14 protein-coding genes and 1 tRNA gene are annotated in these 13,791 nt (G+C 39.4%); all 15 read left to right on the top strand.

Annotated features, from left to right (window positions below; translation table 11 throughout):
* The first annotated feature begins 88 nt into the window (after positions 1 to 88).
* Positions 89 to 1,540, top strand: coding sequence for an NAD(P)/FAD-dependent oxidoreductase (locus T375_RS11255; RefSeq protein ID WP_044938568.1), 1,452 nt, complete (start codon positions 89 to 91; stop codon positions 1,538 to 1,540).
* Positions 1,540 to 2,805: an NAD(P)/FAD-dependent oxidoreductase gene (locus tag T375_RS11250; RefSeq protein ID WP_044938566.1), complete on the top strand. Its 1,266-nt coding sequence runs from the start codon at positions 1,540 to 1,542 to the stop codon at positions 2,803 to 2,805. The genes T375_RS11255 and T375_RS11250 overlap by 1 nt, the downstream gene beginning before the upstream one ends.
* A gap of 13 nt (positions 2,806 to 2,818) precedes the next feature.
* The gene (locus tag T375_RS11245) at positions 2,819 to 3,184 is read left to right on the top strand and encodes a DUF1667 domain-containing protein (protein ID WP_044938564.1); all 366 of its coding nucleotides are present in this window, start codon (positions 2,819 to 2,821) and stop codon (positions 3,182 to 3,184) included.
* A 102-nt stretch (positions 3,185 to 3,286) separates the two neighbouring features.
* Positions 3,287 to 4,351 (top strand): acyltransferase family protein, encoded by a 1,065-nt coding sequence (locus T375_RS11240; RefSeq protein WP_044938561.1) that lies wholly within the window; start codon positions 3,287 to 3,289, stop codon positions 4,349 to 4,351.
* An 18-nt stretch (positions 4,352 to 4,369) separates the two neighbouring features.
* The gene (locus T375_RS11235) at positions 4,370 to 6,526 is read left to right on the top strand and encodes a Tex family protein (RefSeq protein WP_044938558.1); all 2,157 of its coding nucleotides are present in this window, start codon (positions 4,370 to 4,372) and stop codon (positions 6,524 to 6,526) included.
* Between the two features lie 260 nt (positions 6,527 to 6,786).
* Positions 6,787 to 7,293 (top strand): YcxB family protein, encoded by a 507-nt coding sequence (locus T375_RS11230; RefSeq protein WP_044938555.1) that lies wholly within the window; start codon positions 6,787 to 6,789, stop codon positions 7,291 to 7,293.
* Positions 7,290 to 7,721: a tRNA (adenosine(37)-N6)-threonylcarbamoyltransferase complex ATPase subunit type 1 TsaE gene (gene tsaE, locus T375_RS11225; RefSeq protein ID WP_033153220.1), complete on the top strand. Its 432-nt coding sequence runs from the start codon at positions 7,290 to 7,292 to the stop codon at positions 7,719 to 7,721. The genes T375_RS11230 and tsaE overlap by 4 nt, the downstream gene beginning before the upstream one ends.
* 1 nt (position 7,722) lies before the next feature.
* Positions 7,723 to 8,433, top strand: coding sequence for a tRNA (adenosine(37)-N6)-threonylcarbamoyltransferase complex dimerization subunit type 1 TsaB (gene tsaB, locus T375_RS11220; RefSeq protein WP_044938550.1), 711 nt, complete (start codon positions 7,723 to 7,725; stop codon positions 8,431 to 8,433).
* On the top strand, positions 8,433 to 8,873 hold the full coding sequence (gene rimI / locus T375_RS11215) for a ribosomal protein S18-alanine N-acetyltransferase (protein ID WP_044938548.1): 441 nt from the start codon (positions 8,433 to 8,435) through the stop codon (positions 8,871 to 8,873). Before tsaB ends, rimI begins: the two co-directional genes overlap by 1 nt.
* A 23-nt stretch (positions 8,874 to 8,896) precedes the next feature.
* A complete protein-coding gene (locus T375_RS11210; protein ID WP_044938544.1) occupies positions 8,897 to 9,808 on the top strand; it encodes a ribonuclease Z in 912 nt (303 codons plus the stop codon).
* 1 nt (position 9,809) lies between these two features.
* The gene (locus tag T375_RS11205) at positions 9,810 to 10,394 is read left to right on the top strand and encodes a DUF6715 family protein (protein ID WP_044938542.1); all 585 of its coding nucleotides are present in this window, start codon (positions 9,810 to 9,812) and stop codon (positions 10,392 to 10,394) included.
* Positions 10,384 to 11,409 (top strand): tRNA (adenosine(37)-N6)-threonylcarbamoyltransferase complex transferase subunit TsaD, encoded by a 1,026-nt coding sequence (gene tsaD / locus T375_RS11200; protein ID WP_044938540.1) that lies wholly within the window; start codon positions 10,384 to 10,386, stop codon positions 11,407 to 11,409. Before T375_RS11205 ends, tsaD begins: the two co-directional genes overlap by 11 nt.
* Positions 11,410 to 11,411: 2 nt before the next feature.
* A complete protein-coding gene (gene ispD / locus T375_RS11195; RefSeq protein ID WP_044938538.1) occupies positions 11,412 to 12,101 on the top strand; it encodes a 2-C-methyl-D-erythritol 4-phosphate cytidylyltransferase in 690 nt (229 codons plus the stop codon).
* Between the two features lie 137 nt (positions 12,102 to 12,238).
* Positions 12,239 to 12,324: transfer RNA gene (locus tag T375_RS11190), tRNA-Ser, on the top strand.
* A gap of 88 nt (positions 12,325 to 12,412) precedes the next feature.
* Positions 12,413 to 13,435, top strand: a complete 1,023-nt coding sequence (locus tag T375_RS11185; RefSeq protein ID WP_044938535.1) for a threonine aldolase family protein — start codon at positions 12,413 to 12,415, stop codon at positions 13,433 to 13,435.
* Positions 13,436 to 13,791 lie beyond the last annotated feature (356 nt).

Below are 13,791 nucleotides of genomic sequence, written 5' to 3'. Positions count from 1 at the left end.
ATAGAAACGCATTTACGATGCGTCTCTTTGCCAACTCTTTTTTATATGACAAATCTTAGTGAAGGATTAGAAAGAAGGAGTAGATAATATGTATGATGTAGTAATCATAGGAGCTGGCGTTTCAGGAAGCTCTATTGCAAGAGAGTTATCAAGATACAATGCAAATGTATGTGTCTTGGACAAATGCAGTGATGTTTGTGAGGGGACAACAAAAGCAAATTCAGCTATTGTTCATGCTGGATTTGATGCAGCAGAGGGATCATTGATGGCCAAGTTAAATGTTCGAGGCAATGAGATGATGGACGAAATCTGCAAGGATTTGGATGTTCCATTTAAGAGAAATGGTTCTATGGTAGTTTGCATTCACAAGGAGGCATTACCAGGGCTTCAAGACCTTTACGATAGAGGTGTAAAAAATGGTGTAAAGGGTCTTAGAATTTTAAGCAGAGAAGAAGCACTTGAAATGGAACCAAATCTTTCAGACAACGTTGAAGGCGCTTTATATGCTCCAACAGGTGGAATCGTTTGCCCATTTAAGCTCAATATTGCTATGGCAGAAAATGCAAATGTTAATGGCGTAGAATTCAGATTTAACACTGAAGTTGAAGATATCAAAAAAGGTGAAGATGGCATGTGGCATCTTCGCACAAACAATGGCGAGTACATTGCAAAGTATGTTGTAAATGCAGCTGGCGTATATGCTGATAAGTTCCACAACATGGTTAGTGCAAATAAAATACATATCACACCAAGAAGAGGTGATTACTGCTTGCTTGATAAAGAAGCAGGAACTCATGTAACACATACAATTTTCCCTCAGCCAACAGACCTTGGTAAGGGCGTTCTTGTTACACCAACAGTACATGGCAATTTGTTAGTTGGACCAACAGCAATTGATATTGAAAACAAAGAAGGAGTAAATACAACGGGAGAAGGAATCGGAGACCTTATTGCAAAGGCCAACGACCATGTAAAGAATCTTCCTATGAGAAAAGTTATTACTTCCTTCGCAGGACTCAGAGCCCATGAAGATGGACATGAATTTATCATTGGAGAAGTAGAAGATGCTAAGGGATTTGTTGATTGTGCAGGAATTGAGTCTCCTGGCCTTTCAGCTAGTCCAGCAATTGGAGAGATGGTAGCAAATCTTCTTAAAGAGGCAATGAATCTTACTGAGAAAGAAAATTGGATTGGCACACGTAAAGATGTTTTGAATCCAGAAAATCTTTCACTTGAAGAAAGAAATGAATTAATTAAGAAAAATCCAGCTTATGGAAATATCATCTGCCGTTGCGAATCTATTTCAGAGGGCGAGATTTTAGATGCAATTCACAGACCTCTTGGTGCTCGCACACTCGATGGTGTAAAGCGTAGAACAAGAGCAGGAATGGGAAGATGCCAGGCAGGCTTCTGCTCACCAAAGGTTATGGAAATTATCCATAGAGAGTTAGGTCTTCCTTATGAGGAGATTACAAAGAGTGGTGGACAATCAAAGATTGTTACACATCGTACAAAGAACCAGAAGGGAGGCAATCAGTAATGCTTAATTATGATATTGTTATCGTTGGCGGAGGCCCAGCAGGACTTGCAGCAGCAGTAGCTGCTAGAAACGCAGGTGTAGATAAAATTCTTATCCTTGAGAGAGATAAGGAATTAGGAGGAATCTTAAATCAGTGTATCCACAATGGTTTTGGACTCCACACATTTAAAGAGGAGCTTACAGGCCCAGAGTATGCATACAGATTCATCGAAAAGGTACTTGATGCAAAAATTGAATATAAGCTGAACACTATGGTAATGGATATCTCTGAAGATAGAGTGGTAACAGCTATGAGCAGAGAAGATGGTATGTATCAGATTAAGGCTGGTGCAGTTATTCTTGCAATGGGATGTCGTGAACGCCCTAGAGGAGCTTTAAATATTCCAGGTTACAGACCAGCTGGAATATTCTCTGCAGGTACAGCTCAGCGTCTTGTAAATATTGAAGGATATATGCCAGGACGTGAGGTAGTTATTTTAGGCTCTGGTGATATTGGACTTATCATGGCTCGCCGTATGACACTTGAAGGTGCAAAGGTTAAAGTGGTTGCAGAGCTTATGCCTTACTCAGGTGGATTAAAGAGAAATATCGTTCAGTGTCTTGATGACTTTGGTATTCCTCTTAAGCTTAGTCATACAGTAGTAGATATTGAAGGCAAAGAACATCTTGAAGCGGTTACAATTGCTCAGGTGGATAATCATGGAAAGCCAATTCCTGGTACAGAAGAAAGATATACATGCGATACTCTTCTTCTTTCATGCGGTCTTATTCCAGAAAACGAACTTTCAAGAAATGCAGGAGTGGAGATGAGTCCAATTACAAGTGGCCCTATCGTAAATGAGTCACTTGAGACTAACATACCAGGTGTATTTGCTTGCGGTAACGTACTTCACGTTCATGATCTTGTTGACTATGTTTCGGAAGAAGCTGATAGAGCAGGACAGAATGCAGCTAAATTCATCAAGGGTGAGCTTGCTGATAACGGTGGAGAAGAAATTGAAATCTTGGCTACAGAAGGTGCTCGCTATACTGTTCCTTCAACAATCGACCTTGGAAGAATGGATGATAAACTTACTGTAAGATTCAGAGTGGGCGCTGTATATAAGGATTCATATGTAAGCGTATATTTTGATGATGAGCGCGTGATGCATAATAAAAAACGTATTATGGCTCCTGGAGAGATGGAACAGGTTATCTTGCTTAAATCTAAGCTAGAAGAAAAGCCAGGTTTAAAGAAAATTACAGTTAAGATAGAAGCAGAGTAAGGAGGGGCAGAAAATGGAAAAGAGAGAGTTAACATGTATTGGCTGCCCAATGGGATGCCAGATTACAGTAGAATTGAATGAAGGTGAGGTTGTCTCAGTGACAGGCAACACTTGCGGCATCGGTGATAAATATGCAAGAAACGAAGTGACACATCCTGAGAGAACAGTTACATCTACAGCTGTTATTCTTGGAGGAGATAAGCCAAGAGTTTCAGTTAAAACAGCTAGTAATATTCCAAAGGATAAAATCAACGATGTAATGAAGGAAATTGATGCAGCCGTTATGAAGGCTCCTGTTCACATTGGCGATGTAGTAGTTAAAAATGTATGTGGCACAGGCGTGGATGTTGTGGCAACTAGAAATGTTGAGGCAGTATAATCCGGCTCATGCTTATAAAGAGAAAGCAAGTGGTTTATCCACTTGCTTTTTTATATCCACATTGCATATACTAAACTAGATAATTTAAGTTAGGAGTGTTTTATGAAAAAGCGAATCATAGGACTTGATATTCTTAGAGTCATTGGAGTAATTTTTATATTCTGCTATCACTTTACAGTGGACTATATCTATAGAGGAAATGGTACTGATTCTTTAATGCCTGGCATTAACTATTTCTTTAATGTTATGGCCAGACCAGCCAGTCTTTTCTTGTTTATAATCTCGGGCTATGCCCTTATGTATAACAAGGAGGATACCATTTCACTTAAACAGTATTATCTTAAACGCTTTAAGGGATTATACATTCCTTTTTATGTAGCATACACACTGATGACATGCCTGTATTTCTTTGTAAATAATGGAATCACAGCTTCATTTGTACAGCCATGGAAATTCATTTATACCATATTAGGTATTGATGGAATGATGTTCCAGGTTGAGGCCAACTTCTACCTTATTGGTGAGTGGTTTATGTCTTGTATTGTTATATGTTATGCTGTGTATCCACTGCTAGCTTGGCTTCTTAAAAAAGCAAAATTCATCACCCTTGCAGTTCTTTTGATTATTAGCAATGTAATGCTTTTTGTTTATAATCCATTCCAAATAAATGTACTGATGAACCCTCTTTTTGTTTTAGTTTATTTCTACATTGGAATGCTCATGCATGAAACAATAGGAACCAAGCAAATCCCTACATGGACTAAGTGGGTTTGTCTTGTAATAACAGTTCTCATTTGGGGACATTATTTAGTGCAGGGCTTTGCGCCTGAGTCTGCGTTATTCATGCTTTCAGCTGAAGCGGGAGAAATCGCATTTGCGATATGGTCAATTGCCATGATCATTGGTCTTCGCGATGTCACTCTCAAAGAAGATGGTAGAATGTATGCAGCAGTTGCTTATATTTCAAAGATTAGCTGGTGTGTTATTTTGGTACATCATGCATTGATTGGACTGTTCTTCTCAACAAGAGATGTTCAAGGATATACAAGCAAGGATTTGTTTGTTGCCTTTATTATGATGCTTCTTTTAAGTTGGGGCGGAGCAGAGCTTGTAATAAAACTTTCAGCAAAGGTAAACGCTTTTCTATTTCCAAAGAAGGCAAAATAATAAAACAGGAGTTACAACATGGATATTACTAAACAGATAGCATCAGAGCTTCAGGTTAGACCAGCTCAGGTAGATGCAGCAATTAAATTATTGGACGAAGGAAATACAGTCCCTTTTATTTCTCGATATCGTAAGGAAGCTACAGGAGGTCTTAATGACGAACAGCTTCGTACACTTTCAGAAAGATTAACGTATTTACGTAATTTGGAAGAAAAGAAAGCCACTTGTTTAGCATCGATTGAAGAGCAGGGACTTCTGACAGAAGAGTTAAAGAAAGCTATTCTTGAAGCAACAACACAGGTTGCTGTTGATGATTTGTATAGACCATACAGACCAAAGCGCCGTACAAGAGCTACTATCGCCAAAGAAAAAGGATTAGAGCCACTTGCTAATATCATCATTCTTCAGATGACAAACAAATCTCTTGAGGAAGAAGCTAAGGCTTTCCTCAATGAGGAAAAAGGTGTTGAGACTGTAGAAGATGCAATAGCTGGAGCTTGTGATATTATTGCAGAAAGCATTTCAGATGATGCAGATTATCGTACATGGATTAGAGAGAAGACTTTCAAAAACGGTCGAATTATCTCTAAGGCGAAGGACGCTGAAGCAGAATCGGTATACGAAAACTATTATGATTATGATGAAGCAATTGCAAAGCTTCCAGGTCACCGTATTCTTGCTTTAAACCGTGGTGAAAAAGAAAAGATTCTCAAGGTCTCTATCGAGGCTCCTGTAGAAGATATAATTAATTACCTTTCAAAGAAGGTAATCAGCAAAGATAACGTAAATACGAATGAAGCTTTGAAAGCAACTATAGAAGATGCATACACAAGACTTATTGCGCCTTCTATTGAAAATGAAATCAGAAATAACCTTACAGAAGTTGCAGAAGATGGAGCTATCAAGGTATTCGGCAAGAACCTTACACAGCTTCTTATGCAGCCTCCAATTGCAGGTCGCAATGTCCTTGGCTGGGACCCTGCGTTTAGAACTGGTTGTAAAATTGCTGTAGTCGATGCAACAGGAAAGGTTTTGGATACAACAGTTGTATATCCAACAGCCCCTCAGAACAAAGTAGAAGAGACAAAGAAAGTAATAAAAGCACTTATCAAAAAATACAATGTTTCACTTATTTCTCTTGGAAATGGTACTGCTAGCCGTGAATCAGAGCAAATAATAGTAGATATGCTTAAAGAGATTCCAGAAAAGGTTGAGTACATCATTGTAAATGAAGCTGGTGCATCAGTTTATTCTGCAAGTAAGCTTGCAACAGAGGAGTTCCCTAACTTTGATGTTGGACAGCGTTCTGCAACATCTATGGCTCGTCGCCTTCAGGATCCATTGGCAGAGCTTGTAAAAATCGACCCTAAATCAGTAGGCGTAGGTCAGTATCAGCACGATATGAACCAGAAGAAGCTTGATGAGACACTTGCTGGCGTTGTAGAGACTTGCGTTAACGCAGTTGGTGTAGATTTAAACACTGCGTCAGCATCATTGCTGGAGTATGTTTCAGGTATCAACAAAACACTTGCAAAGAACATTGTTGTATATCGTGAAGAAAATGGAAGATTCAATTCCAGAGCAGAGCTTAAAAAGGTTCCAAAGCTTGGACCAAAAGCATTTGAGCAGTGCGCAGGTTTCATGCGTATTATTGGAGGAAAGAATCCTCTTGATGCTACAGCAGTTCATCCAGAAAGCTATGATGCAGCAAAGGCTCTTCTTGAAAAGCTTGGTTTCGATACAAAGGATATTGCAGCAGGCACTCTTAAAGATATTCACAAGAGCATTAATAATATCAAAGAGTTATCCACAGAACTTGGCATTGGAGAGATGACTTTGGAGGATATCATCAAGGAGCTTGAAAAGCCAGGACGTGATCCTCGTGAAGATATGCCAAAACCAATCCTCAAGAGCGATGTCCTGGAGATGAAAGACCTAAAGCCAGGAATGCAGCTTAAAGGTACAGTTCGAAACGTAATTGATTTTGGTGCATTTATTGATATCGGAGTGCATCAGGATGGCCTTGTTCATATTTCTCAGATGACAGATAAATATATCAAGCATCCTTTGGAAGTTGTATCTGTAGGCGATATTGTTGATGTCGAAGTGCTTTCAGTGGATGAAAAGAAGGGCAGAATCAGTCTTACAATGAAGCTTGGAAAGAAAGATAAGTAACAAATCGTTTTGCAAGGGGTAATCATATACATAAATGATTATGCCAAATTGTAGTAATTGTACAAAATGTATCAATAGAAGCTATATTATATTGACAATTATAACTAATACTCCTATACTCTACTTTAGTTAGAGAAAGTAACAGTCAGTTTGCTTTTTAGGAGAAATGGGTTAGAGCGAGTCGTTAGGGGTTTCGGCTTGCTCTATTTTTTTGCGCAAAAGTATGGTAAAATATCAAAAAATAGGGAGATTTTGGGATTATGGGACAGGAAATTACATTTAGCGTAAAAATCAAAGAAGAGGATTTATATCGCTACAATATCCATCACGCATACACCAGCACACAGGGGATTTTTTCAATTGTTCTTTTTGTGCTTTTAGTTGCAGTTTGGATACTGCGTTTTTCAGTTTTATCACCAATATACAGAGTGGCATATCCGCTTGTGGCAATAGTTTTTTTACTATACATTCCAATGACTCTCAAAATGAGAGCTAAGGCACAGATGGGCCAGGAAGTATTTATGCATCCTCTTACATACCGTTTTACTGACACAGGCATAGTTGTCAGCTCGCCAGTAGCAGATGAGGATTCGGAGCTTCCATGGGAATATATTTACAAGATAGCCACTTGGAAGGATTATCTCCTTATTTATAGCAACAGGATCAATGCTTATATCATCCCAAAGGAAGATATAGCAAACCAATATGAAGATGCTGTTGCATACATCAAAACTCACGTAGAGGATTATAAGATTCAAATAAAATGATTGAAGTAATAGAAACAAATTCACCAGAAGAAACAGAAAAGCTTGGACGTAAGCTTGCTAGCGAAGCTAGTCCTGGTCAGGTATTCACCTTAATCGGTGATTTGGGCGTTGGTAAGACGGTCTTCACCCAGGGCTTTGCAGATGGTCTTGAAATAGACGAAGCAATCTGTAGTCCTACATTCACTATTGTGCAGGTCTACGACACAGGACGCTTGCCGTTTTATCATTTTGACGTATATCGTATAGGCGATATCGAAGAAATGGATGAAATCGGATACGAGGATTACATCTATGGAGATGGCGTCTCTCTTATTGAGTGGGCTAATCTTATCACCGACATTTTACCTGAGCATTACACCCAGGTCACAATAGAGAAAAATTTAGAAAAAGGATTCGACTATCGCAAAATTACGATAGAGCAAATATAGTATGAAGATATTAGGAATTGACGGTTCTGGGCTTGTTGCTTCAGTTGCCGTTGTAGAGGATGATAATTTAATTGGTGAGTACACTACGGGGTACAAAAAGACTCATTCTCAGACTCTTCTTCCAATGCTTGATGAGCTTGGCAAGATGATTGAGTTAGATTTAAACACTATCGATGCCATTGCAGTGGCAGCAGGACCAGGTTCTTTTACCGGTCTTCGAATTGCATCAGCAACTGCAAAGGGATTAGGCTTGGCTTTGGGATGCCCAATAGTTTCCGTGCCTACAGTTGATGCTTTGGCTTTCAATCTTTGGGGTCAGTCAGGAGTTATTTGTCCAATCATGGATGCTAGAAGAGGCCAGGTATACACAGGCCTTTACTCTTTTGATCAGGATGGACAGTTCAATACACTTCACAGTCAGTGTGCAGTAGATTTCCATGTAATAGCAGAAAAGATAAACGAATTACAGATGCCGGTTACATTTATAGGAGATGGAGTTCCTGTATTCAAGGAGGAAATACCAAATCTCATAAAGGTTCCATTCAGATTTGCACCTGCTCATCTGAACAGACAGCATGCAGCATCAGTTGCAACTTTAGGCCAGATATACTATCAAAATGGTGAATGCGAGCCAGCGGCCGATCACAGACCTGATTATCTCAGATTGTCACAGGCAGAGAGAGAACGCATGGAAAAGGAAGGGAAAGCTTAATGGCCTTTGAATATAGACATGCAACATCAGCAGATTTGCAGGCTATTTTTCAAATAGAAGAGGCGGTTATGCCTACACCATGGTCTATGAAATCTTTTCAGGAGGCGTTTGATTCTGATTATTCATTGATTATGGTTGTCACAGAGAATGATGTAATCTGTGGCTTTTCTGTTTTATACATAACAGCGCCAGAGGCTGAACTCCCAGACATAGTAATAGATACAAAGCATCAGGGAAAAGGCCTTGGAAAAGGATTGTTAGAATACACCATATCAGAAGCTAGGAAAAGAAATGTTGAAACAATATTCTTAGAGGTTCGTGTTTCAAATACACCTGCACGAAATCTTTACCAACGCTTTGATTTTGAAGAAATTGGAAAGCGCAAATACTTTTATTCAAACCCAATAGAAGATGCTATTTGTATGTCAAAGAGCTTGTAATAAGGGTTATAGAGGATTTATAAATGTTAGATGTTTGTTTGTTGGGGACGGCTGGCATGATGCCGCTTCCTAATAGATGGTTAACTTCTTGTCTTATGAGATTTAACGGCGAGGGGTTACTTATAGATTGCGGTGAGGGAACACAGGTAGCTCTCAGGGAGGCAGGCTTTTCACCAAATCCTATTTCAATTATCTGTCTTACTCACTATCATGCAGATCATGTCAGTGGTTTGCCTGGATTTTTGTTATCCATGGGCAATTCTGATAGGACTGAGCCTATTACAATTGTTGGTCCCAAGGGGCTTGAAAGGGTGGTTAATTCACTTAGGGTTATCGCACCTGAGCTTCCATTTGAAATACATTTTCATGAAATTACAGAGCCTGATGAACGTTTCGAGATAATGGGTTATCATATTCACGCGTTCAAAGTTAATCATAATGTGCTATGCTATGGATATACGATAGATATACCTAGAAAAGGCAGATTTGACGTAGAAGGCGCAAAAGCATTAGGCTTGCCGGTTCAGCTGTGGAACCCATTACAAAAGGGGCAAACAGTAGAATTCGAAGGAAAAACATTCACCCCTGAAATGGTTATGGGCGAGGCTAGAAAGGGCTTGAGAGTCACATATTGTACTGACACAAGGCCTACACAATCACTGGTAGAAGCAGCCGAGGGCTCGGACTTGCTTATCTGCGAAGGAATGTACGCAGAGGAAGAAAAGCTTGCAAAAGCTCGTCAGAATAAACACATGACATTCTATGAAGCAGCAAAGGTTGCAAAGGATGCTCATGTATCTGAGCTTTGGCTTACACATTTTTCCCCATCCATGACCGGACATAAAAGATATATGAAAGCTGTCTGTGATATATTTCCACAGGCACAATTGGGAGAAGACGGCAAGTTTATAGAACTTGATTTTTCGGAGGAGTAGGATGAAAAAGGTACTGCGAATAGGAATAGCGGTAATCTGTATGGTTTCTCTTGTAGTGGGATACTATGCTTATTTGTCACGCCGCAATGATTCTGTTTCCGCAGATGATAGTGTTGAGCTGTCAGAGGTACAGGCAATTATTTCAAAGGATTTTGATAAGAATTACCCTGCTACACCTCGTGCAGTGGTTAAATGGTACAATAGAATAATTACAGCCTACTATGCAGAAGACTTTACTCAGGATGAGCTTGAGCAGATGGCTGATCAGGCTAGAAAGCTTATGGATGACGAACTATTACAATATAATCCTAAAGACACTTATGTTGCATCGTTAAATCTTGAAATAGAGGATTATCATAATCGTCAAAGAGTTATCGTATCGAGCTCTGTTAGTGAGTCGGGTGAAGTTCAGTATAAAAAGATAAATGGTTATGAGTGTGCTTTTGTTTCAGCGTACTATTTTGTACGTGAAGGAAGTTCATATACTCGTACATACGAGGATTTCTGCCTGAGAAAAGATTCAAATGGTAATTGGAAGATTCTTACATGGAGGCTGTCCACAGAGGACGAAATAAATGGATACTAAAGAAATAAAAATTCTTGCAATAGAAAGCTCTTGCGATGAAACAGCGGCTGCGGTTGTTGTAAACGGAAGAGACGTTAGAAGTAATATCATATCTACTCAGATACCACTTCATACACTCTATGGAGGGGTAGTTCCTGAGATTGCATCCCGCAAACACATAGAAAGAATTAATCAGGTAATTGAGCAGGCATTAGAAGAAGCTGATATGGGCTTGGAAGATATGGACGCAATTGCTGTCACATATGGTCCAGGCTTAGTTGGTGCGTTACTTGTTGGCGTTGCAGAGGCGAAAGCAATAGCATTTGCTACAGGCAAGCCTTTAATTGGTGTTCATCATATTGAGGGCCATATTAGCGCCAACTACATCGAAAATAAGGAACTTAAGCCACCATTTTTGTGCTTAGTAGTGTCTGGTGGCCATACTCATCTTGTTCGAGTAGAGGATTATGGTAAATACGAAATCCTTGGACGTACCAGGGATGATGCAGCTGGAGAGGCTTTTGATAAGGTGGCGCGTGCTATCGGGCTAGGATACCCAGGTGGTCCTAAAATCGAAAAGGCTGCCCATGAAGGAAATCCTCATGCAATTACATTTACACGTCCAAAGGTATCTGATGGAGTGTATGATTTTTCATTTAGTGGACTTAAGTCACAGGTATTAAACTATATAAATGGTGCCCAAATGAAGGGCGAGGAAGTAAACGATAAGGATATTGCAGCATCCTTCCAACAGACAGTTATAGATACTTTATGCGAGCATGCAGCTATGGCTATCGATGAGTTCGGTATGGATAAGTTCGCTATAGCTGGAGGTGTAGCATCTAATCAAACTCTTAGAGCAGCTATGGAAGAAATGTGCAAAAGTAAGGGTGTAGAATTCTATCATCCATCACCAATCCTTTGTACAGATAATGCGGCAATGATTGGCGCTGCTGGATACTATGAGTATTTAGCGGGCAGAAGGGATAGCTGGGATTTGAATGCTATTCCAAATCTTAAACTGGGAGAAAGATAACAATGAATAAATTTACAGCGATTGTACTTGCAGCAGGTAGTGGTAAAAGAATGGAACAGGAAGTTCCTAAGCAGTATATGAATATAGGTGGGGCTCCGCTTATGTCTCATTGTCTTCGTACATTCCAGGAAAGCAAGGTTACTCAAATTGTACTTGTAGTGGCACCAGGAGACGTTGAAAAGTGCCGTAAAGAAATAATCGAAAGATATCATATAGATAAGTGCATTGCTATTGTTGAAGGTGGAGAGGAACGATACGACTCAGTATACGCGGGTCTCCAGGCAATTAATGATGGTTATGTTTTGATACATGATTGTGCAAGAGCTTTTGTTACAGAGGATATAATCCACCGCTGTATGTCGGCTGTTGCTCTATATGAATCATGCGTTGTAGGTATGCCTACAAAAGATACAATCAAGATTACAGACACACATAGAAAAGTATTAGACACGCCAGATAGAAGCACTGTATGGACAGTTCAGACACCACAGTGCTTTGAATACAATCTTATCAGAGGGGCATACGATAAAATTATGCCTAATGCAGACACATCAATCACAGATGATGCCATGATAGTAGAGATGGCAACTGACCATGATGTCCACATGATTCAGGGCTCATATATGAACATAAAAGTCACTACTCCAGAGGACGCAACCTTCGGAGAAGCGATACTTAGAAACCGCCATTAAAAACATACAGAAAAGTACGATAAAATGCGGTGTTGTCACAATTTTCTGAATTCAAGGATTTTCAAAAAAACTTACGATTTTTTGTTGACATCCATCTTATAGGATGATATTATACATAACGTGCTCGAGAGATGCATGCAGAGGTATCGAAGTGGTCATAACGAGGCGGTCTTGAAAACCGTTTGTCCGCAAGGGCGCGTGGGTTCGAATCCCACCCTCTGCGCTGGATAAGGCAATCACGAAAGTGGTTGCCTTTTTTATTGTATTCATTTATATATTAGTGTTAGCTAGATGTATAAAGGAGGAATGTTATGCTTTACTTTCAATGTGATTATGCCCAGGGGTGTCATCCTAACATTTTAAAAGCTCTTGAGGAAACAAATATGCTTTCTACTTCGGGTTATGGAGAAGATCCATATTGTGATTCTGCGAAAGCAAAAATAAGAGAGTACATTAATTGTCCTGATGCTGATATTTATTTCTTAGTTGGTGGCACACAAACGAATCAAACAGTTATTGATTCTATGCTACAGAACTTCGATGGAGTAGTAGCGGCCGCAACAGGGCATGTTGCTGTTCATGAGGCGGGGGCAATCGAATATAGCGGACATAAGGTAATAACTTTACCAGGGCATGCAGGAAAGATTCACGCAGATGAATTAAATCAAATGCTGGCAGACCATTATGCAGATGGAAGCTGTGAGCATATGGTTAATCCGGGTATGGTTTATATATCTTATCCTACTGAATATGGAACACTGTATTCCAAGGAGGAGATAGAGGCAATTTATTCTATATGTAATGAATATGAAATACCTCTTTTCATAGATGGAGCACGTCTAGCCTACGGACTCGCAGCAGCTGACGATATAACTATGGCGGATATGGCTAAGCTTTGTGATGTATTTTACATTGGAGGTACTAAAGTAGGCGCTCTCTTTGGTGAGGCGGTAGTATTTACAAAGAACAATACTCCTAAACATATGATTACTCAGATCAAACAGCATGGAGCCCTTCTTGCAAAAGGAAGATTACTGGGCATTCAGTTTGCTGAATTGTTTACTGATGATTTGTATATGTCTATGGGCAGAAATGGTGTTAAGTGGGCTGATTCTATCAGAGAAGATTTGAAGGCTAAGGGATATACATTATATATGGAAAATCCTACTAACCAGATTTTTGTTGTTATGGATAATGCCAAACTAGAACAAATTAAAGAAAATGTGGTTTATGACTTCTGGGAAAAGTATGATGAAGAGCATACAGTTATTAGAATTGCAACTAGTTGGGGCACTACAAAAGAGGATGTTGAAGCTTTGAAAAAAATCTTGTAAAAGTTTGCAAAAAGTTGTTGACACCCAAAGGGCTGTTTGATATTATAAACAAGCTGTCGCGTGAGCGAAAAGCTTCGCTGAAACAGCGATAAAAAATAGTAAAAAGTGCTTGACAAAAATCAATGCAGATGATACTATTTACAAGCTGATTCGAAAGAGTCACAGCCCTTGATTTTTCAAAGAAAATCAAGAAAAATAAATAAAAAAGTTGTTGACAAAAACACAGCATCGTGATAATATAAACGAGTTGCTGCTGAGGGCAACAACAAAGCGAAGATTGATAACTGAACAGTGAAACAAACCTTGAATTAATACAAGTTTTTAAAACATGTATCCTTGAAATTCATTTAGTTTCT

The organism is Pseudobutyrivibrio sp. LB2011 (assembly GCF_000701765.1).
Classification (GTDB): Bacteria; Bacillota; Clostridia; order Lachnospirales; family Lachnospiraceae; genus Pseudobutyrivibrio; species Pseudobutyrivibrio ruminis.
Note: the sequence above shows the minus strand (reverse complement) of the source record. Positions and strands in the feature narration are given on the sequence as shown.